The sequence below is a fragment of the Brevibacillus fortis genome (assembly GCF_046196545.1).
GTDB lineage: Bacteria > Bacillota > Bacilli > Brevibacillales > Brevibacillaceae > Brevibacillus > Brevibacillus fortis_A.
On the sequence record NZ_CP176370.1, the window covers coordinates 2,793,856 to 2,813,094 of the forward strand.

At 47.6% G+C, this 19,239-nt stretch carries 22 protein-coding genes; 14 read left to right on the forward strand and 8 right to left on the reverse strand.

What is annotated here, in order from left to right; all coding sequences use genetic code 11:
- The first annotated feature begins 29 nt into the window (after positions 1-29).
- Positions 30-365, forward strand: a complete 336-nt coding sequence (locus ACKKE8_RS14510; RefSeq protein WP_409178746.1) for a hypothetical protein — start codon at positions 30-32, stop codon at positions 363-365.
- A gap of 35 nt (positions 366-400) precedes the next feature.
- Positions 401-568, forward strand: coding sequence for a hypothetical protein (locus ACKKE8_RS14515; RefSeq protein ID WP_409178747.1), 168 nt, complete (start codon positions 401-403; stop codon positions 566-568).
- Positions 569-667: 99 nt separating this feature from the next.
- On the opposite strand, the gene ACKKE8_RS14520 is transcribed toward ACKKE8_RS14515, so the two are convergent.
- The 3 genes from ACKKE8_RS14520 to ACKKE8_RS14530 all read right to left on the reverse strand — a co-directional run bounded on the left by ACKKE8_RS14520 (position 668) and on the right by ACKKE8_RS14530 (position 1,965).
- Entirely contained in the window at positions 668-1,222 is a 555-nt protein-coding gene (locus ACKKE8_RS14520; RefSeq protein ID WP_409178748.1) for a spore coat protein, read from the reverse strand.
- Positions 1,223-1,315: 93 nt separating this feature from the next.
- On the reverse strand, positions 1,316-1,543 hold the full coding sequence (locus tag ACKKE8_RS14525) for a YozQ family protein (protein ID WP_409178749.1): 228 nt from the start codon (positions 1,541-1,543) through the stop codon (positions 1,316-1,318).
- A 53-nt stretch (positions 1,544-1,596) separates the two neighbouring features.
- On the reverse strand, positions 1,597-1,965 hold the full coding sequence (locus ACKKE8_RS14530; RefSeq protein ID WP_409178750.1) for a hypothetical protein: 369 nt from the start codon (positions 1,963-1,965) through the stop codon (positions 1,597-1,599).
- Between the two features lie 421 nt (positions 1,966-2,386).
- On the opposite strand from ACKKE8_RS14530, the gene ACKKE8_RS14535 reads away from it, so the two are divergent.
- The 3 genes from ACKKE8_RS14535 (at position 2,387) to ACKKE8_RS14545 (ending at position 5,493) form a co-directional block, all read left to right on the forward strand.
- Positions 2,387-3,883: an Lsa family ABC-F type ribosomal protection protein gene (locus tag ACKKE8_RS14535; RefSeq protein WP_409178751.1), complete on the forward strand. Its 1,497-nt coding sequence runs from the start codon at positions 2,387-2,389 to the stop codon at positions 3,881-3,883.
- A 238-nt stretch (positions 3,884-4,121) separates the two neighbouring features.
- Complete coding sequence (locus ACKKE8_RS14540; RefSeq protein ID WP_409178752.1) at positions 4,122-5,153, forward strand: Cfr family 23S rRNA (adenine(2503)-C(8))-methyltransferase; 1,032 nt, start codon at positions 4,122-4,124, stop codon at positions 5,151-5,153.
- A gap of 175 nt (positions 5,154-5,328) precedes the next feature.
- Entirely contained in the window at positions 5,329-5,493 is a 165-nt protein-coding gene (locus ACKKE8_RS14545; RefSeq protein WP_012686282.1) for a hypothetical protein, read from the forward strand.
- Positions 5,494-5,569: 76 nt separating this feature from the next.
- Here ACKKE8_RS14545 and ACKKE8_RS14550 read toward each other — a convergent pair whose 3' ends face one another.
- Positions 5,570-7,171 carry a glycosyl hydrolase family 18 protein gene (locus tag ACKKE8_RS14550; RefSeq protein WP_409178753.1) on the reverse strand — a complete coding sequence of 534 codons (1,602 nt, stop codon included), beginning with the start codon at positions 7,169-7,171 and terminating at the stop codon, positions 5,570-5,572.
- Between the two features lie 151 nt (positions 7,172-7,322).
- Between ACKKE8_RS14550 and ACKKE8_RS14555 the strand changes: the two genes are divergently transcribed.
- On the forward strand, positions 7,323-8,297 hold the full coding sequence (locus ACKKE8_RS14555) for a YpdA family putative bacillithiol disulfide reductase (RefSeq protein WP_409178754.1): 975 nt from the start codon (positions 7,323-7,325) through the stop codon (positions 8,295-8,297).
- Positions 8,298-8,310: 13 nt separating this feature from the next.
- Here ACKKE8_RS14555 and ACKKE8_RS14560 read toward each other — a convergent pair whose 3' ends face one another.
- Together ACKKE8_RS14560 and ACKKE8_RS14565 are read right to left on the reverse strand one after the other, a co-directional pair.
- Positions 8,311-8,649, reverse strand: a complete 339-nt coding sequence (locus ACKKE8_RS14560; protein WP_409178755.1) for a histidine triad nucleotide-binding protein — start codon at positions 8,647-8,649, stop codon at positions 8,311-8,313.
- A gap of 71 nt (positions 8,650-8,720) precedes the next feature.
- Entirely contained in the window at positions 8,721-10,010 is a 1,290-nt protein-coding gene (locus tag ACKKE8_RS14565) for an acyl-CoA thioesterase/bile acid-CoA:amino acid N-acyltransferase family protein (RefSeq protein ID WP_409178756.1), read from the reverse strand.
- Between the two features lie 155 nt (positions 10,011-10,165).
- Between ACKKE8_RS14565 and ACKKE8_RS14570 the strand changes: the two genes are divergently transcribed.
- Positions 10,166-10,606 (forward strand): Rrf2 family transcriptional regulator, encoded by a 441-nt coding sequence (locus ACKKE8_RS14570; RefSeq protein WP_056493098.1) that lies wholly within the window; start codon positions 10,166-10,168, stop codon positions 10,604-10,606.
- Between the two features lie 113 nt (positions 10,607-10,719).
- Here ACKKE8_RS14570 and ACKKE8_RS14575 read toward each other — a convergent pair whose 3' ends face one another.
- Together ACKKE8_RS14575 and ACKKE8_RS14580 are read right to left on the reverse strand one after the other, a co-directional pair.
- Entirely contained in the window at positions 10,720-12,183 is a 1,464-nt protein-coding gene (locus ACKKE8_RS14575; RefSeq protein WP_409178757.1) for an MFS transporter, read from the reverse strand.
- A 48-nt stretch (positions 12,184-12,231) separates the two neighbouring features.
- The gene (locus ACKKE8_RS14580) at positions 12,232-13,299 is read right to left on the reverse strand and encodes a bifunctional transcriptional activator/DNA repair enzyme AdaA (protein WP_409178758.1); all 1,068 of its coding nucleotides are present in this window, start codon (positions 13,297-13,299) and stop codon (positions 12,232-12,234) included.
- A gap of 322 nt (positions 13,300-13,621) precedes the next feature.
- Between ACKKE8_RS14580 and ACKKE8_RS14585 the strand changes: the two genes are divergently transcribed.
- The 7 genes from ACKKE8_RS14585 to ACKKE8_RS14615 all read left to right on the forward strand — a co-directional run bounded on the left by ACKKE8_RS14585 (position 13,622) and on the right by ACKKE8_RS14615 (position 19,239).
- Positions 13,622-13,996: a response regulator gene (locus ACKKE8_RS14585; RefSeq protein ID WP_007727358.1), complete on the forward strand. Its 375-nt coding sequence runs from the start codon at positions 13,622-13,624 to the stop codon at positions 13,994-13,996.
- Between the two features lie 138 nt (positions 13,997-14,134).
- Complete coding sequence (locus ACKKE8_RS14590; protein WP_409178759.1) at positions 14,135-15,496, forward strand: ethanolamine ammonia-lyase subunit EutB; 1,362 nt, start codon at positions 14,135-14,137, stop codon at positions 15,494-15,496.
- Between the two features lie 20 nt (positions 15,497-15,516).
- Positions 15,517-16,350 carry an ethanolamine ammonia-lyase subunit EutC gene (eutC, locus tag ACKKE8_RS14595; protein ID WP_409178760.1) on the forward strand — a complete coding sequence of 278 codons (834 nt, stop codon included), beginning with the start codon at positions 15,517-15,519 and terminating at the stop codon, positions 16,348-16,350.
- A 76-nt stretch (positions 16,351-16,426) separates the two neighbouring features.
- Entirely contained in the window at positions 16,427-16,636 is a 210-nt protein-coding gene (locus ACKKE8_RS14600) for a hypothetical protein (RefSeq protein ID WP_409178761.1), read from the forward strand.
- A gap of 387 nt (positions 16,637-17,023) precedes the next feature.
- Positions 17,024-17,953, forward strand: coding sequence for a helix-turn-helix transcriptional regulator (locus ACKKE8_RS14605; RefSeq protein ID WP_409178762.1), 930 nt, complete (start codon positions 17,024-17,026; stop codon positions 17,951-17,953).
- Positions 17,954-18,035: 82 nt separating this feature from the next.
- Positions 18,036-18,530: a GyrI-like domain-containing protein gene (locus ACKKE8_RS14610; RefSeq protein ID WP_409178763.1), complete on the forward strand. Its 495-nt coding sequence runs from the start codon at positions 18,036-18,038 to the stop codon at positions 18,528-18,530.
- Positions 18,531-18,654: 124 nt separating this feature from the next.
- Positions 18,655-19,239, forward strand: a complete 585-nt coding sequence (locus ACKKE8_RS14615; RefSeq protein WP_409178764.1) for a TVP38/TMEM64 family protein — start codon at positions 18,655-18,657, stop codon at positions 19,237-19,239.

The window sequence follows — 19,239 nt, forward strand, 5'->3', positions numbered from 1 at the left end:
ATGCTTGAAGGAAAGGATGATCGAGAGCGATGAGCAAAAAGGATTACATCCTTACGATTATTGAAAAATTCGAGAAACACAACGATATGATGCCAGAACGGTTACAGGCTGTGTTAAAAGAGGTGAAGCAGGATATTGAAAGTGTCCCGGCAGAAACCTTCTATTTGCAAACGAATGGGGTAGTGACACATTCTGCAACGAGTGGTGATTCTGAGCGCAACGACCCTCTCTTTCGATTATCAGGAGTGTATTTCGATCTGAAAAAGCTGGCTGAGGTAAACAGAGATGCCCATCCAGATTTGATTTCAGCCATTACCCAGTATGAGGGCTTGCTGAACGAATCTGAGGGGTATTCTCCAGAATAGCGAGCAAAAAGAAAGGAAAAGAGAGGGGGAGAACTATGGATTTGCCAAAAAACTTGCAGGATAACCATTCGAAGCATGACGAAGAAGGACAAGACATCCAGAATTTACAAGCTACTAAAGGCAGTGGTCATGAGGAACAACCAATAGAAAGCTGGGGCTGGTCTAATAATACCGAGACCGTACGAGATCGCTACCCATCCTAACAAACAAAACCTTCCGGAAGCAGGAAGGTGGTTTTTCTTATTCCGGTATGCCATGCCTAGCATAAGATGAAAACCGTCCAAACAAGGACGGTTTTTTGCTTACAGGAGCATTTGTTGTTGAGGCTGGTAGGCGTTAATCATTGTGTTCATCGTATGATCGGCAAGCTGCGGAGCTTGGTAGTAGCCTTTGGCATTCATGTATTGCCAGGTTTCATAAGCCATTTGCTGGCAAGCATTTGCACCATTTACATGATATTGCCGGATACTTGGATCTACGCACTCAGCTGCCCAGAGCATGCCAATTGCCGATCCCGCTTTATGCCAGTTCAGCATCAGGGTAGCAATCGTCATATCTGACAAGCGTGTCGGGTGTGGGTTGGGAGCAGCCATCTGCGGGTTATTAAGACCAACTGCTGTAGGTTGTGCTACACGCAATTGAATAGGAGCTGGTGCAATGTTGAAGCCTTTTCCCTGCAAGAGACTAATCCCTTGCTGGTATGCGTTCATGATCATTTGCTGATGTCTGTTAATGATGCTTGTTAATTGAGGGTCTTGTGCCATCTCGGCAAGTACTCCGTGCATTTCAATCGCGGCGTGTTTGGAGCGGAGTGCTTCTTGTGTTTCCAAAAACTCATGAGCAGCAAATCGTTGCATAATAGCCTCCTGAAATCGAATTGGGTTACTGTCAACCTCTGATAGTGTTTGTATAGAATCGATGGATATTCAAAGAAAAAATGGAGAAATGATTTAAAACATGTTTTCGTAGCCGGTGCGAGGTATCTCGATATTTTTTTGTCCAGCATTTTCATCGATTTTTCCGTCATTTGTTCCTTCCATGTAATTGTCGCTGACTTGTTCGTGGGTAATAGCAAGCCCTTGCTCTGTTAGCGATTCACTTTTGTAAAAGGATGGGTCGTACGTTTTGTCGGCAACCTCCTCGACTGCCTGAAGCAAATCTTTATCGTTGTTTTTCATCGTGTTCCCTCCTGAAGTAGCAAGATTATCCAACGGACATTTGTAAAGTGGTGCTAACTCACGTATTCAGCCGAGTACGAATTGGAGCCTGCATGTACCGAAAGCAACGTATTTGCATAGCCCACCAAACGATTGACGGCCTCATCTACCACTGCGTAAACCAGTGGATGCAGAGCAGGGTCATGCAGTTTTGGGTCATCGAAAATCACGGTGGTGTTGATGAACACATCCCGATTTCCGATCAAGTCGTAATGAATGAATACTTTCCCGCATGCCCCTTCTGTCTGCGGATCTCGGTATCCCGGCAAAAACAGATACCATTCCTCGGCTGTTGCAGAACGGAAATTTTTCGTAAATGTGAGACCTCGGATCGCTTCCTCTGTTTTTCTTTTTAATTCAGGGCTCATCAAAATATCCGGCAAGAACCTTTCCTCCTTCTGCTCCCTTTCAGTATGAAGAAAGGAGGGCAATCCCATGCAGAACACCAAGATACTCATGCTGAAATTCAGTTGTAGACTCGCAGGTTCATTATGTTAACGGGCAGTTAGATTTATTGGGTTGTCATGTTAGTATGTTGCAGTGTATAAGCGGGTATGTTAATATCGTGCTGACACTTAACGATTGGAGTTGAAGAGGATAATGTAATATTTTTTGCCACTTTTTGAAGAATAAAGCAAAGTTTGTTTTGTTCTTCATGGGCAAGAAAGTTACCTTATTCTTTTCACTCAAAAAATATACCCTTTTCATTCCCTAAACCGGGCTGGATTTGTCGTATTTTTTTGAGCTACAAGAAAGGTAACTTTCTTGTAGCTCTTTTTTATTTTGACAAAGGAGATTACCGACATGTCATTGATCAAGGTAACGAACCTAACGTTTGCCTATGACGGCAGTTACGACAACATCTTTGAGAATGTAAGCTTTCAAATTGATACCGACTGGAAATTGGGCTTTACGGGGAGAAACGGACGGGATAAGACTACGTTTCTCAATCTGCTGCTCAGCAAATACGAATACAGCGGAACGATTTCGGCTAATGTCAGTTTCGAGTATTTCCCATTCCACGTTGAACACAAAGAGAACAATACCGTCGACATCGTCGCCGACATCTATCCGGACTACGAGTACTGGCAGCTTCTGCGCGAGCTTTCGCTGCTGAAGGTGTCCGAGGACGTGTTATACCGGCCGTTCGAATCGTTGTCCAACGGAGAACAAACGAAGGTGCTACTGGCGGCCCTATTTTTGAAGGAAAACCGTTTTTTGCTCATTGACGAGCCGACAAACCATCTGGACCTTCATGCTCGGAAGCTGGTCAGCGATTATTTGAACGGCAAGAGCGGATTTATTTTGGTGTCGCACGACCGGGCGTTTCTTGACAACAGCGTGGACCACATTCTTTCGATCAACAAGACGAATATCGAAATCCAGAAAGGAAATTTTTCTGAATGGTGGGAGAACAAACAGCGACAGGACAACTTTGAGATCGCCGAGAACGAAAAGCTGAGGAAGGACATCAAGCGGCTGTCCGAAGCAGCCAAGCGGACGAGTAACTGGTCGCACAAAGTGGAAAAAACAAAAAACGGCACCCGCAACTCCGGCTCCAAGGTCGATAAAGGGTACATCGGTCACAAGGCTGCCAAAATGATGAAGAAGTCCAAATCGATCGAGCAAAGGCAACAATCCGCGATCGAGGAAAGATCCCAGCTACTTAAAAACATCGAAAGCTCGGAAAGCCTGAAAATATCTCAGCTGGCGTATCACAAACAGCAATTAGTTGAGTTTGACCGCGTTTCGATTCATTACGGCGAGAAGAAGGTTTGCCGCGACGTCAGCTTTACTGTAGAGCAAGGGGACCGCATTGCGCTCTCCGGTCCGAACGGCTCAGGCAAATCCAGCTTGCTCAAACTGATTTGCGGCGAGGAAATTCCTTATTGCGGCACGTTTCGAAGAGGGAGCCAGTTGAAAATATCCTACGTTTCGCAGGACACCTCACACTTGCGGGGCAATTTGTCCGAATTCGCTAGAAACAGCGGGATTGACGAAAGCCTGTTCAAATCGATATTAAGGAAATTGGATTTTTCGCGCTTGCAATTCGAAAAGGACATCGCTTCTTTTAGCGGCGGTCAGAAGAAAAAGGTGCTGATCGCGAAAAGCCTCTGCGATCAGGTTCATTTGCATGTTTGGGACGAACCGCTCAATTTTGTCGATGTCATTTCCCGGATGCAAATCGAAGAACTGTTGCTGGAGCATTCTCCGACCATCCTTTTTGTGGAGCATGACAGCGAGTTTTGCAAGCATATCGCGACAAAGATTGTGGAACTGAAAGAGACAAACCAATTTTAGGAGGATGAAAGTGATGGAGATTGAGGTTGTAGATGATTGTGTGAACCGGTTCCTGTTAGGTGAAGCGGTTCACAAAAAAACAAATCGGTTGCCGGAGGTTTACCAATCTATCGACAGATGCACGTAGCGATCCGTCTGCAAACGTATGCGCTGTTTCTGTATAGTTGGTTAAAATGACGTGTCAAAGTGCCAACTGACGGTTGCTTTTTTACGTTTTCTCCGGCGGTAGGGAGAAGACATGAGACTATCCTCGAAATATGAAACCATTCGGCGAATATTGTCCGACTTCAAGCAGCCCGAGTATCGGTCTGCTCAGATTATGGACGCGATTTTCAAGCAAAACATCGGCGAATACGGACGGATGACCATACTGCCCAAATTTTTGCGTGATGAGTTGACCCGAATTCTTGGTCCGAACGTCTGCAGCACCGTTCCGGTAAAGGAACTCACGTCGAAACAGGTCAGCAAGGTGCTGTTTGCCATTGCGGGCGACGAACGCGTGGAGGCCGTACGACTTACTTATGAGCGGGGGTGGAAATCGTATTGTATTTCCACGCAGTGCGGTTGCGGATTCGCGTGCAGGTTTTGCGCCACCGGTACCATCGGCTTGAAACGAAATCTGACCGCCGACGAAATTACCGACCAATTACTGCACTTTCGCTTAAACGGCCACGCCTTGGACAGCGTATCATTCATGGGTATGGGGGAGGCGCTTGCCAACCCGCATATATTTGATGCAATGACGATTTTAACCGACCCGCATCTCTTTGGTTTAGGACATCGACGAATTACGATTTCCACCATCGGCCTGTTGCCGGGGATTGAAAAGCTGACACGGGAATTTCCGCAGGTCAATCTAACCTTCTCGCTGCATTCGCCATTTGATGATCAGAGAAGCGAGCTGATGCCGATCAACGACCGATTCCCAGTCCGCGACGTGCTGAAGGCATTGGATTGTCATATCCGGCATACCGGGAGAAAGGTGTATATTGCGTATATTCTTCTTCGAGGAGTCAACGACTCGACGGCGCATGCGGAAGCAGTTGCTGAGTTGTTAAGGGGAAGGGGACCTGGGGAACATCTCTACCATGTTAACCTGATTCCATTCAATTCCACCGATGTTACGCCAGACAGTTATCGGCAATCTGATCCTGATCGGATTAAAGCGTTTGTTCGGATATTGAAGTCAAAGGGTATCAGCATTACGGTCCGAACTCAATTCGGATCGGACATTAACGCGGCATGCGGACAGCTATACCGCTCCAAATAATCGATGTCGGAAACTAAATTTATTACGCCGGACTCTGTAGCATTTCCATATACGGAACTTTTCGCTCTTTCAAAATAGGAGCTTATTGGGTATACCCGATTTATCCTTCAAGATTGTCTAATAATCGTTAAGAGGAGACAAACTACATCTAACTTGCATTCTGGAGGGATCACAATTGACTGAACAAAACAATCAGGAAGTGGAAAATAAAGAATTGAAAGTACTGGGGACGCACGCAGCAGGCAGCACCGATTTATTTGAGACTCGAAAAGCGTCGAAGGATGAAGTCGTCGAGGCGCCCAAACATCCTGGAGGCGCAGGCTCATCCGGGACTTATTAGGAATTGCCTAGCTTAAACAAAAAGAAGCGCCTCTGCCACGGCTGTAGCCGGACGAAGGCGCTTCTGTTCATGATTGTTACAGTTTTTCACGTGCATGCTTCAGGGTCATCGAATTGGCGATTGCTGTCCACATATCGGTCGATTCTGAACCAACGTACCAGTATGCCAGTCCACCAATATTCCATTGCAGGCTGGCCTGAACCTTGAGCCCCATGGAGCGGCTCTCTTCCAGCCAGATGGAATGCGTGACGCCTTGTTTTTGATACGTGGACCGGTATTGCCCAATTTTATCATCCCAGACCGTCCTGGCTCTATATTGAGAGAGCAGCTGGTACGACTGAGGGATACTGAGGTCCGTTGATTTCAGGACTCCCTTGGATTGGTACCAATCTCGTGTGTACAGAGGCAATCCGACAATCAGCTTTTGGGCTGGAACGTCGTCGAGCAAGTCGGTGATGACTTTTTTCAACCATGGCAAGGATGACACGGAGCCAGCTTTTGGCCCGCCTGCCCAATGCTGATCATAGGCCATGACTACCAGATAATCCGCATGCTTTGCTAATTTGGCAAAGTCAAATGGAGCGCTCCAGTCTGCTAGACCATCTGGCGGAATATCTATGGACAGCACAGCACCTTTTGCGTGAAGAGTAGTCGCGAGCTCCTGGATGAACAAGGTGAAGTTATTTCGATCTGTAGGGGAGAACCCTTCAAAATCGACATTGATTCCATCCAGCTGGTACTTGTCAATGAAAGAAGCCAGCTTTTGAACCGCTGCTTTTCGTTTTTTGGCATCAGACAGCATGGCGTGAGTGGCATCGGAATTGAATTTATTCCCGAATAGCGGCCACACCTGCTTTCCATTTGCATGTGCCCAATGGACGAGTGAAGCATCCGAAAAGTCGCTAATCGTTCCGTCTTTTTGCAGGAAGTACCAACGCGGCGACAGCGTGTTGACTCCGCTTTTCTTGACCTGGGCAATGAACTCCTCTGTCGTGGATTGGTATTGCCATCCGAGAGAGACAAGCGGCTTTGCTGTAACGTTTTGCTTCTTCAGATTCTCCTGAATTCGATGCAAAATAACAGCCGTTTCTTCTCTCGATAGTGCTTGAGTCGGGCGGAAGTAGCCATTGTAGCCAACCAACCATTTTTTCTGCATGGCGTGGCTGACTGAGGCGCGTGCCCAGCTCGAAATCGCATTGGCATCCTTCACGGACAACTGGTAAGAAGGCGAAATGCTCTGTTCCAGTGCGCGTACGAGAAACGCAGCGGCCTCTTCGCGAGAGATCGTCCGCTTTGGAGCAAAAGTAGTAGGACCAATGCCATTCGCGATGTTAAGACCAGCAGCAGCTTGTACATACCCGTGTGCCCAAGAGTTTTTCGGGACATCCGAATAGGCTGCGACGTTGCTGGCCACCGGTTTAATACCGAGCGTTCGTGTGAGCATCGCGACAAACTCAGCACGCGTCACCGGGCGAGTAGGGTGAAAATACCCGTTTTCATCCCCAGCGATGACACCTGCCGCATGTAGCGAACGGATTTGCTCTTTTGCATAGCTGTTTGCGATATCTTTTAAATTTTTCGTCGATGCGGTGGATGAAGGGACTCCCATTGCAAAAGAGAGACCGTACACCAGAAAAGCAAAGGAGACTAACCAGATATGTATGTTTTGTTTTTTCATCATACATCCAGTATAAGGAGGAAGAACCAATCTTTCATTGGTCAGATTTTGGTAGAAACCTTGCAGGGGTACCCGAACTCTTTTGGTGGATGCACGATATGATATGATGGAGGAATAAGAATATAGAGAGAATGAAGCGAGGCGGAGAGAAATGGAAGACGTACTGATTGTAGGCGGAGGGCCTTGTGGACTGGCAGCGGCTATTGCCTGCAAGCGAGCTGGACTTGATCCTATCATTATTGAAAAAGGGTCGCTTGTCCATTCGATTTATCGCTACCCGACCTATATGATTTTTCATAGCACACCTGATTTACTGGAGATTGGGAGTGTACCTTTTGCAACGGCGAACGACAAGCCTACCAGACAGGAGGCACTCAATTACTATCGACTGGTAGCAGCGCGAGAAAAATTGCGCGTGAACGTATATGAAACGGTGACAGAAGCGAAGAAAATGCCAGCTGGCTTTCAAGTCACGACAACGGACCGATTCGCCAAAACACATAGGTATGAAGCGAAAAACTTGGTGATCGCCACAGGTTACTTTGATAATCCGAATAGGCTGGATGTACCAGGTGAGGAATTGCCGAAGGTTTCGTCCTTCTACAAGGAAGCACATCCGTATACAGGGCTGAAAGTAGCGGTAGTAGGGGGTAACAACTCTGCCGTAGACGCGGCGATGGAGCTGGAGCGGGCAGGAGCAGAAGTAACGGTGATTTGCCGCCGAACGGAGCTTTCCGACAAGGTCAAGGCATGGACAAGGCCTGTTTTTGAGAGTCTGATCAAAAAAGGACGCATCCATATGCTGTTCGGTGCAACAGTCGAGAGCATTGAGGAGCGTTCCATCAGGGTAAAAACAGGGGAGGAAGTCATTACGCTTGCCAATGACCATGTGTTTTCTTTGATTGGATACCGTCCGGATCGTACCTTCCTTCATTCGTTAGGGGTTATGATTGAAGTGGAAACGGGAATCCCGGCGCATCATCCAGAGACGATGGAGACGAACATTCCAGGTCTCTATATAGCGGGAGTCATTGCGGCGGGCCATCACGCAAACGCCATTTTTATCGAAAATGGAAGGTTTCACGGTGAAGGTATCGCCCGCCACATTGCCTATCAAAGGGAGTAGTAGCTGATATCGATTAGAATTGCCACTCCAATTGTCTGCCTCCGATGAGGTGGTAGTGCAGATGGAAAACGGTTTGTTGTCCGTGTTTGCCAATGTTGGTCACGATACGGAAGCCATCCTCGTTCACGCCCATTGTTTCTGCTACTTTTTGCAGCGATAGATGAAGGTGACCGATTAGCTCCTTGTCCTCAGGCGCGATAGCCAGAACGGATTGAATATGCTTTTTCGGAATCATCAGGACGTGTACAGGGGCAACAGGGTTAATGTCGTGAAAAGCCAGTACATGCTCGTCCTCATACACTTTTTTAGACGGAATGTCTCCGTTTACAATTTTGCAAAATAGGCAGTCCATAGGGCAATACATCCTTTCTAAAATGATAGATTGTAAAGCCTACTTCGTCATACGAGTAGGCTTTCCCTGTTTTACTTTGGAAAAGTACGCTCCAAAAACTGAAGAACCTCACGCCAAGAGTGCTCGGAAGCGTAGGCGTTGTTTTTAGGCGTACCACCATTGAGCTGTGTGCGGGTAGTCGGTATGTAAGGAAAGCGGATTCCATGTCCTGTATCCGCGTAACGCAAATGCACCACTGAATGAGCAAACTGATAATCCTTCAGCCGTTGCACCATTTGCTCGCAATGCTCTGCTGCTGGCCACCAGTGATCGTCATCCGAGGAGAGGAAGAGGATCGGGCCATTGATTTTTTCCACCGGGATTTCGGCATCTTCTAACCACTCACAAGCAGCCCACGCTTCAGCATGGATGTGATCAATCCGTTGACCTGCGTCGAGTCGCTCCTGTGAGACTTTTGTCTGCTCCTCTGTCCATGGCACGAATGGAAGAGGTTCTCCTTGAAATGACCAAGAAGATTGCGGGGAGAACGTGTCTGATCCGGCGAATGCCTTATCCGTTCCGATAGTAACAGTGGAGCTAGGACTCGAAGCAATAACAGCATGTACGTGTTGATCGATCGATGCTGTGACTAATGCCAATTCTGCTCCTTTTGAACGTCCGAATAACGTAATTTTATCAGGATGTACGGAGCGCTGCTGCTGTAGCCAATGAATGGCTCGTTGAACATATTCGATCGGGATCTGGCGAATATCGTCAGGAAGATCATTGCATTGGAAGTAAGCGAGTGCTAGCGCCGGATAGCCGTGAGAGGCGAACAAAGCAGCGAATTGTGAGCAGGAACCAATTCCACCTTCGCTTCCACCAAGTACGACAATGGCGGGTCTTTGCTCAGTGTGAGGTTTTGAAAAATACAGACCGACTAGCCCGTGGTCTGTCACTTTCTGTATCGATACATCACGGGAGACAAAAATACGTTTCACGACTGCTTTCGCTACGGGTTTATCGTAGACTTCTGCCGTTAATTCTATCTCGGTGGAGCGTGGGGTGAACTGAAAGTCGTCCAGAGAATAAGCATGATAAAACCGCATGGTCTGGACATTCATAGACCAGAACAGCCCCATCGGATCAATTCCCTCATACGTACCAAACAAGGGGGCTTGAGAAACCAAATCGACTGAGCCATTTTCGTCCGCTTGAAAGATGGCGTGTGATGATGCAGTCAAATCTCCTCCAGGCAACCCATTTTTCAGAGTGGCATGAAGGGTGATTAATTGATTCGGGACAAACCCGCTAAGTGTAATGTGGATGGGAACATCTATTAAGGCTGTAGCAGGCGTAACTTCAATTTGTGGAAGCATCATATTTGTCAACACTCCTTCCAGATTACGGGAACACTTGACAAAGTCATTATAGTAGAATGAGTAAAAGTTCGACGCGAAGAAATGTGACGGTATGGTTAACTTGACTTCTCGTATGAGGTGTAACTATAATCATTACAACGAAAGGGTGACAACGTATGAAAATCAGCAGCCGTTTCTCCATTGCGGTCCACATCTTATCACTGCTTTCCATTGATTCTAATTCGCATTGCACTTCCGAATGGATCGCAGGTAGTGTGAATACGAATCCGGTCGTGATCCGACGTGTGCTGGGGCTGTTGAAGAAGGCTGGGCTCGTGAACGTACGTGCCGGAGCTGGCGGCGCTTCACTCGCCAAGGAACTGGATCAAATCACGCTTCTAGAGATTTACCGTGCAGTCGATGTCGTAGAAGAAGGGCAACTTTTTCACATCCATGAGCAACCGAATCCCGATTGTCCAGTGGGAGCGAATATACAGTTTGTGCTGGAGTTGATTTTGACCCGTGCGCAGCATGCCATGGAGGAGATTTTGGGCGAAGTGAAAATGTCCGAGCTCGTAGATAACCTACGTCAAAAAATAACAGAAAAAGCGCAGTAAGAACAAAAATGCCCTTGCGTATGCGAGGGCATTTTTGCGAGGAAGGAGTGCCACCAACGTGTCGATTGCCGCCACCTGACGGGTGGGGAAGATGATCTCAATGCTTGCACAGCTCATCCAGACTGACGGACTATTTTCTTCTCCTTCCAGCTATCTTTCTTCAATTGTGGCCTGATGAGAAAAAAAACTAACACGATTGCGATAGCGAAGAAGATGGCGAAGAATCGGAAACCGTTGTTCGTTGCATAGATCAAGGCACTCTTCGATTGAGCGATTTCTCCCGCTCGCGTTTCGGAAAATAGTGGCAAGACGGATGAAGACTTGGCGCTTAGCTGTACAACTACCAATGAAAGAGCTTGACTTATTGCCCGACACATTTCGTAGACAGTCCAGAACATACCTGAAGCGGAGCCAGCGCGCTCTTGCGGAGCAGCAGATAGGACTGCTTTTGCAAGCGAAGGCCAGGACAGACCAGTGGCGGCGGATATGATAAGAAGCGGGATAATCACAGCCATGTTCGATAACTGAGCACTAAGTTGTCCAAGTAGCAGAAGGGCTAAGCCAATTAGGAATGATCCTAACAGAATCATGCGCACGGGGCCAAAACGGTCGGCAAGTTTACCGCCAAAGGGTGCCGTGAAGAGTTGGGGAATCGATAATGGGATCAATAACAATCCAGCTTCCAAAGGGCTTAAGCGATGTGCCCCTTGCAGATATAGCATCAGGAGAATGGTGACAGCGAAGTAACCAATGCAATAACTCATCGTGATTCCAAGACCAATCGAATAGTTTCGATAGGTGAAAAGGCTTAGAGGAAAAAGTGGATGCCGAACACGTAGCTCGATAAGTACGAATGCTATCCATAAAAGTAGAGCTGTTGCAAAGAGGCTAAGTGTGGGTACCGATGTCCAACCCCAAGACTGCCCCTCAGACAGTGCGACAAGCAGAGCGACTAAACCTGGTCCAAAGGTCAAAATGCCGGGCCAGTCAGTCTTGCCCTTTTCGATTGGGGGCGTGTTTTTGAGAACCAGGAGGCCAGCGATCAAACCAATGACTCCAGCGGGGACAGCTACAAAAAAGATGGATCGCCATCCGAAACCACCGATAAGCGCGCCTCCGATCACCGGACCGATGAGTGATCCAGTCACCCATGATATGTTGTTAATCCCGAGAGCGATTCCGAGCTGATTGGGTGGGAATGTCCGTATGAGGATTGGTGTTGCTGATGCCATTGCCATTGCCGCACCAGTTCCCTGAAGGAGTCGTGCACCGATCAGTGTTGCGCCTGAGTTCGCAAGACCGCAAAGCGCAGTGGAAATCGTGAACAAGGTGAGCCCCCATAAAAAAATGCGCTTGGTTCCGAGCATATCCGACCAACGCCCAGCGGGAAGCAAAAATAATGTGCTCATGATGTAGAACGCGGTAATCGTCCACATACCAATGTTGATCGGAATACGCAAATCTTCCATGATAGCAGGAAGACCGATAACCACAATCGTTGCGTCTAAGTTAGTAAGGAACGAAACAAGCGTGACCACAGATAAAACAGCCCATTTATTCGATTGTAAGGCTCTCAAATTGTACACTCCTTTGCTTATTCATCCATGATCCATTTGCCTATTTTTTCACAAATCCGAGTCAAACGGGGCGGGCGTTTCTTTTTCATGATGAAGCAGCCAGCGTTTGCGTGAAAGTCCTCCTCCGTACCCACCCAAATCACCATTGGAGTTGATGACACGGTGACAAGGAATGACAATCGCTAACTGATTCGCACCATTTGCTTGAGCGACAGCACGAAAGGCGCTTGGTTTCCCAATAGCTGCTGCAACCTCGGAATAGGATGAAGTTTGACCGGGGGGGATCTTTTGTAAATGCTCCCAGACCATTTTTTGAAAAGGCGATCCGCACATAAACAAAGGCGTTGCAAATTCTGTTAACTTTCCGTCAAAATACTCGATTAACTCACGTTCAATCGAACGAATTGGCGCTGTAGAGCCAGGGATAATCGCTGACTTCGTTCTTTGTCTAAGACGTTCAACTTCTCGTTCCAAGCCGCGGCGATCTACGAATTCAAGTAGATGTAGCGTTTCTTCATCCGCGATAGCTATCATGGGACCCAATCGCGTATCCAGCCACGATGCCTTTAAGACATGATGATCTCCAAGAAGAGTAGGTGCTGCCCCCATAATTCGTGAAAATGCGTCTCGAAAACCACTGCTGGACTCGTATCCGGTGGATAGTTGGGCATCGATGATTGCTTTTCCTTCTCTGATTTCTTTCAGTGCAATCCCCATACGTCGCGCCCTTGCATATTCGACGAACGTCATGCCAAAACGTTTTTTGAATTGGCGTCGCGCTGTTGCAGCGTCCACGGATAATCTTTGAAAATCTTTTTCCGTCCAGCGCTGCTCGGGGTTTTCTTCTACAGCGCTTACTAGCAGACGCACAAGCTCTGGAACATGATTGGGATGTGAAAGTGGACGGCAGCGCTGGCAGGGCCGGAATGAGGCTAGAAGTGCTTGTTTGGCATGATCAAAAAACTCACAATTAATAAACTTAGGCTTTCTTGCTGGACATGTCGGGCGACAGAATACGCCAGTTGTCTTGACTCCAACAAAAAAGACACCTTCATATTCTGAATTTTTATCCAGTAACGCCTGATAATACTCGGACTTCATCTCGGCCGTTATCATTCTTTTCCCCCTCGATTTTTATATTTTCATTTTATCGCTCACCCAAAATGGTTGCAGCCGAAAATCGTACATTGATTTTTTTAGGCGAAGACAAGACTCGGCGAGAAGAGTACCGTGAGAGGGGCGGTTTTAGGAGAAACGGATAGTTCATGGAAATGCCATCTCTGACGCTCATGGACTGGATTTAAGCTGGAATTAGCCTGAAAATATAGATATAATAAACGTATTCAGAAATATGCGATAAACCGACAACGGCGTCGGTTGCGTATGGAAATGATGAGCAGTTGGCACATCCGTTCAATGGTGATCGGGAGGTGGAGTATTGCGTCAGCATTATCGAGTCATCATCATAGACGACGACCCCATAACGCGTATGGACCTGGTCGAGATGTTGCAAGAGCAGGGATATAACGTTGTAGCTGAAGGAAAAAACGGCAAAGAGGCCGTTCGATTGACGCAAATGTGGAACCCGCATCTCATTATTATGGATGTCAAAATGCCAATTATGGACGGTTTGACAGCGACTGGGATTATCCGAGAGCATTCGGACGCGGCTATCCTTCTCTTGACTGCTTACAGTCAAAAGGACATGGTCATGCAAGCCAAAGCAAAAGGGATATGTGCCTATCTGGTCAAACCCGTCATGGAGGAAGAACTGCTACCGGCAGTGGAGTTCGTGCTGACGGGCAAACAATGAACGCAAAAAAGTGAATCGTATGAAGAGCAACGGCGCTTGGACCAAGGCGAGCATTTCGTCTTATGTTTCGAAGCGCTTTTTTACGTTCCATGAGATAGAGTTTACGGAAAGTTGAAAAGAAAGTGAGTGAAGCTAGAGATGAAATTGGCTTGCGTTGTACGTAAACAGCATTACCAGTTTACTTCGGTTCGTGATGTATTGGCTAAAGCGAGTGAAGAAAAGTCTGGCGATCACATGAGTAAACTAGCAGCCAATTCCGCACTGGAGCGGATGGCGGCCAAAGTCGTATTAAGCGAAATGCAACTTCGTGATATATATGAAAATCCAGTCATTCCGTACGAAAAAGACGAAGTGACACGGATCATTTATGATGATATCAATCTCTCCATTTACAATGAGATTAAAAATTGGACAGTAGGGGAGCTACGGGAGTATATCTTGTCGTTTTCCACAGGAATGCCTGAGCTCACAAGAATTAGCCGTGGCCTCACAAGTGAGATGATTTCCGCTACCGCCAAGCTGATGTCCAGTATCGACTTGGTCATGGCTTCACAAAAAATGAAGCATCAAGCCTATTGCAACACATTGATTGGCGAGCCCGGAAGATTGGCGTTCCGCTGCCAGCCGAATCACCCTATCGATGATCCCGATGGCATTATGGCTTCGATGAAGGAAGGCTTGTCATATGGATCAGGCGACGCTGTCATTGGAATTAACCCTAATAATGACTCCGTTGAAAGCGTTACCAAACTCTTGAAAATGACGCATGATTTCATGCAGAAGTGGGAAATCCCTACGCAAAACTGCGTACTGGCCCACATCACGACACAGATGCAGGCTCTTCGCGGCGGAGCGCCCATTTCTCTGATGTTCCAAAGTCTGGCAGGTTCACAACGCGCGAATGATGCGTTTGGCGTGAACAAGGAGATTTTGGATGAGGCCATGGATTTGATGCTCCGAAAAGGAACAGCGTCGGGACCGAACGTCATGTATTTTGAGACAGGGCAAGGCTCTGAAGTGTCGCTGGACTCCCATGAAGGCGTCGATATGCAGACGCTGGAAGCGCGTACGTACGGATTTTGCCGTCACTGGAAGCCGTTTATGGTCAATAACGTCTCTGGCTTTATCGGACCAGAAACACTTTATGATGGCAGACAGATGATTCGTGCCGATCTGGAGGACTTGTTCATGGGCAAGCTACATGGTTTGCCGATGGGAATCGCTCCGACTTATACGAATCATATGTATGCGGATCAGAATGACCAGGAGATTGCAGGGATGCTGACGACCTTGGCAGGGGCGAATTTTTATATGGGCGTACCGGGTGGGGACGATGTCATGCTCAGTTACCAAGACACGAGCTACCACGATGACGCCAGCTACCGCGAGCTCTTGGGACTGCGACCTCTCCGGGAATTCGAGAAATGGTTGGAAAAAATGGGCATTATGGAAAATGGTCGTTTGACAGAGCGTGCAGGCGATTTAACCATTTTTGACTAACGAGTGGGGAGGTAAGCAAAATGAAACAGATCAATATGGACGATCTGGTCCAGCGCGTAATCGATGAGCTGTCCAAAAAAGGTCAAGGAGTTATTCATTTTCCTGAGCAAAAGCAATGCGGTGTCAAGAACCCGAACAATCCAGAAGCATTGGAGCAAGCGATGAAGCGAACGCCGGCTCGCATCGGAATCGGGCGGGCGGGTACCCGGATGAAGACGGGAAGCTACCTCCAATTTCGGATTGATCAGGCAGCAGCACGCGATGCGGTCATGAAAACCATCAGTCCGCAGCTGATCGAGAGTCTGCAGCTACCTGTCCTCCAATCAAGAGCGACGAGCATGGAGGAGTATTTAATGAACCTCGACTCCGGACGGATGCTATCGGATGAGTCCGCTCGCTGGCTGGAGCAGAATGGGGATAAAAACAAAGACGTTCAAATCGTCATCTCGGACGGACTGAGCACCTCTGCATGTGAGGCGACCATTCCAGACCTCTTGCCTTCATTGATGCAGGGATTGTCCATGCGCAACATCAGTGTCGGAAAACCAGTGTTTATTCACAAAGGCCGCGTCTGGATTCAGGACCAGGTCGCGTCCATCGTCAATTGCAAGGTCGTCATTTCCTTGATCGGAGAAAGACCGGGGCTAGCGACAGCAGAAAGTCTCAGTGCTTACATGATTTACAAACCAGATGCCAATACGGTAGAATCGGATCGTACGGTTATTTCTAATATTCATAAGGGTGGCACGCTACCGATTGAGGCGGGTGCTTACCTTGCAGAACTTTTGGAGGAAATTTTGAAGTACCAGGCGAGTGGAGTAAAATTATCACAGCTTCGGGCGATTAACGGGTAGATTCCCACTGGCGCTTCCTCCTGTCTTGCACTAGAATACATAGAAGATAACCAATTTCTATGAGGAGTTGCTACGCATGACGGAGCCAAACCAAAACGAAAAAGATACCACCGAGCAAAAGCCTGGGAAAATCAGCCTGCAAGAGGCAATGAAGCGCAAAATGGCGGAGAAGAAACAAGCGCAAGCACAGGCGAATAACCCACTGAACCAAAAGGCGCAAAATCAATCGATGAAAAGCCAGCTCACCAAAAAACCAAACAATCAACGCAGACGTATGGGCGTATAGTTTCGAATGTAGCAAGGCAAAAAGGGAATGTGCAGCAAGTTTTTGGCTGCAGATTCCTTTTTTGTATGATTATTGATACATAATAATCTTCTAAGTTTTAAAAGGTATCGATAAACCAACAGAGCTGGTAAGAAGAAAAAGCACAGGGCTCGTAGACCTTGACAACGCCTACCCAGTCGGAACTTAAAAAAGGGGACCACGCTTGTCGAACACTTCTTCCTCGAGAAGCTTCCGCCCGTAGGGTGGCTTTGGCTCGACGGTCCCCTTTTTTAAGTGGAGACGGACAGTCAATCCCTCTTGTGGGCGTGTCAGAGTCGAAGAGAACTGTGCTTTTTCTTCTCCACCACTATGTTGACTCAAACTTCCATCAGAAATGTGGGGTCGATCATGAAGGTAGAACGGCTACTCGCTATTGTCATCATGCTGTTGAATAAGCGCCGCGTGAGCGCTCGTGAACTATCCGACCACTTTGAAGTATCCTTGCGTACGGTCTATCGGGATTTGGAAACCATTAATGCAGCCGGAATTCCGATCGTAGCGTACCCTGGGGCAAGCGGTGGATACGAGATCATGGAGAATTTTACGATCGATCGGCAATACTTATCCTTGGACGAGCTGGTTGCCGTTATTGCTGCGCTAAAAGGAGTTCATTCCTCCACAGACGATAAGCAAATCGGACAGCTTCTGGAAAAAATAAAAGCGTTGCTCACCACTGCACCAACCTCTCTGCAAGGAAATGCTCATCCCGTTGTTTACGACTTTAATCCGTGGGGCAGTACACCGGCAATCGCCGAAAAAGTAAACAAGCTACGGGAAGCCATCGAGAAAAGACTTCGTGTGCGAATCACTTATACGAAAATGCAAGGCGATGCGACAGAGCGCACCATTGAGCCTGTAACACTGATTATCAAAGGCTATGTATGGTACGTGTATGGCTATTGTTTACAGCGCCAGGAGGATCGTCTGTTTCGCTTGTCACGGATTGCAGACATGTCTGTGCTGGCAGAGGAGTTTTCGCCTCGCCCGTATCATGTAGATAAACTGGAATGGCTCGAAGAATGGGATTCAGCGGAGCGCATTTCTCTTGTCCTCGAATTTGCGCCGCGTGTACATGTAAGGGTACGGGATATGTTTGAGTCCGAAGCGATAGAGACCATGCAGGATGGCTCGTTGCTGGTACGAACGAAGATGACAGACGATGAGTGGTTAAATGGTATGCTGCTTAGCTTTGGCGATGCCTTGTGTGTACATGAACCTGCGCATGTGAGGCAGAGAATTGGTGATACGGTTAAAAAAATGGCGAAACGATATGAATAAACCTTAAAACGTTGACAGATAGGTGTCAGGGTATGGTCGTTATACTAAGTCATGTAAACAAACTCTTTCAGGAGTGTGGTTAATGATGAACCCTACGATTGTCAAACTGGATGAAATGCGTGTAGCAGGCTTGCAAATTCGGACAACCAATGAGGCGGAATGTGGACCGAATGCGAAAATTGGGGAACTGTGGCAGCGCTATTATCAAGAAGAGCATCCCTCCAAAACTCCCCATCAAAAAGAGCCGGGTATTGTTCTGGGTGTGTATTCCGATTACGATAGTGATGAGACAGGCGAGTACTCCTTGTTAGTAGGAACCGTTGTAGAAAAGAACGGCGAGCTTCCTGCTGAGCTCACGGTCAAGACTCTGCCGGCTTCTACCTATGCCGTATTTACGACTCGCGTAGGCCCGATGGTAGAGGTTGTGATGGAAGCGTGGGCGAAGGTGTGGGAGTGGTCCCATCAACCGGGGAACAAGCGGACATTTACCGGAGATTTCGAACGATATGACGGAGTGCGCTGCGCTGATCTCAACAACGCGCAAGTGGATTTGTACATCGCGATCTCAGAAGAATAAAGGGGCATCCAATCATACAATCAGTCGTAGTCGATCAGGCTACGGCTGTTTTGCTTTTTTCCATGATTTCTTCACAAGTTTCGTTTACTCTAGAGAGAGTAGCAGAGGGGAGTCATACAGACGGATGGATTGGATAACGAATATAGAAGCCCTGGCAGAGTGGATTCGCTCTTTGGGGATGCTGGGGATTATCGGTAGTATTTTATTGAACATCGTGATCAGTGTGGCAGGTGTATTGCCGTCCATTTTTTTATCGGGTGCGAATGCGGTTGTGTTTGGCTTGTACGGAGGGTTCTTGATTTCCTTAACAGGAGAGGTGGTTGGCGCTTGCATTGCCTTCTTCCTTTACCGCTACACGATTCAAAAAGCAGATCGGCGCGAAAAGCTGAAATCGTTCAAATGGGTACATGCCATCAATGGAACAACGAGTTTTCGCAAATGCCTTGCCATCGTTTTGCTCCGATTGAATCCGATGATGCCTTCCGGTGTGGTCAATTTAGGTGCGGCTTTGACGAATATCACCTTCGTGCAATTTTTAGTAGCGACCTTGCTTGGAAAAGTGCCGTCGATGGTTTTTGAAACATTCGTCGGTCATGATCTGATTACTTTTAGTGAAAATAAGTTTCGCTTGCTCTTTGCCTTGCTTGCAGGTGCTCTCGTCTTTTTGCTTTTCTGGAAAAAAGGAAAGGATCAAACACAAGGGGAGTAG

Bases quoted from the DNA above. Each gene is read 5' to 3' on its own strand.
- ACKKE8_RS14535 (WP_409178751.1), top strand. From the start codon at position 2,387: ATGTCATTGATCAAGGTAACGAACCTAACGTTTGCCTATGACGGCAGT.
- ACKKE8_RS14605 (WP_409178762.1), top strand. From the start codon at position 17,024: ATGAAGGTAGAACGGCTACTCGCTATTGTCATCATGCTGTTGAATAAG.
- ACKKE8_RS14515 (WP_409178747.1), top strand. From the start codon at position 401: ATGGATTTGCCAAAAAACTTGCAGGATAACCATTCGAAGCATGACGAA.
- ACKKE8_RS14600 (WP_409178761.1), top strand. From the start codon at position 16,427: ATGACGGAGCCAAACCAAAACGAAAAAGATACCACCGAGCAAAAGCCT.
- ACKKE8_RS14560 (WP_409178755.1), bottom strand. From the start codon at position 8,649: ATGGACTGCCTATTTTGCAAAATTGTAAACGGAGACATTCCGTCTAAA.
- eutC (WP_409178760.1), top strand. From the start codon at position 15,517: ATGAAACAGATCAATATGGACGATCTGGTCCAGCGCGTAATCGATGAG.
- ACKKE8_RS14590 (WP_409178759.1), top strand. From the start codon at position 14,135: ATGAAATTGGCTTGCGTTGTACGTAAACAGCATTACCAGTTTACTTCG.
- ACKKE8_RS14555 (WP_409178754.1), top strand. From the start codon at position 7,323: ATGGAAGACGTACTGATTGTAGGCGGAGGGCCTTGTGGACTGGCAGCG.
- ACKKE8_RS14570 (WP_056493098.1), top strand. From the start codon at position 10,166: ATGAAAATCAGCAGCCGTTTCTCCATTGCGGTCCACATCTTATCACTG.
- ACKKE8_RS14565 (WP_409178756.1), bottom strand. From the start codon at position 10,010: ATGATGCTTCCACAAATTGAAGTTACGCCTGCTACAGCCTTAATAGAT.
- ACKKE8_RS14510 (WP_409178746.1), top strand. From the start codon at position 30: ATGAGCAAAAAGGATTACATCCTTACGATTATTGAAAAATTCGAGAAA.
- ACKKE8_RS14520 (WP_409178748.1), bottom strand. From the start codon at position 1,222: ATGCAACGATTTGCTGCTCATGAGTTTTTGGAAACACAAGAAGCACTC.
- ACKKE8_RS14525 (WP_409178749.1), bottom strand. From the start codon at position 1,543: ATGAAAAACAACGATAAAGATTTGCTTCAGGCAGTCGAGGAGGTTGCC.
- ACKKE8_RS14610 (WP_409178763.1), top strand. From the start codon at position 18,036: ATGATGAACCCTACGATTGTCAAACTGGATGAAATGCGTGTAGCAGGC.
- ACKKE8_RS14580 (WP_409178758.1), bottom strand. From the start codon at position 13,299: ATGATAACGGCCGAGATGAAGTCCGAGTATTATCAGGCGTTACTGGAT.
- ACKKE8_RS14540 (WP_409178752.1), top strand. From the start codon at position 4,122: ATGAGACTATCCTCGAAATATGAAACCATTCGGCGAATATTGTCCGAC.
- ACKKE8_RS14615 (WP_409178764.1), top strand. From the start codon at position 18,655: ATGGATTGGATAACGAATATAGAAGCCCTGGCAGAGTGGATTCGCTCT.
- ACKKE8_RS14550 (WP_409178753.1), bottom strand. From the start codon at position 7,171: ATGAAAAAACAAAACATACATATCTGGTTAGTCTCCTTTGCTTTTCTG.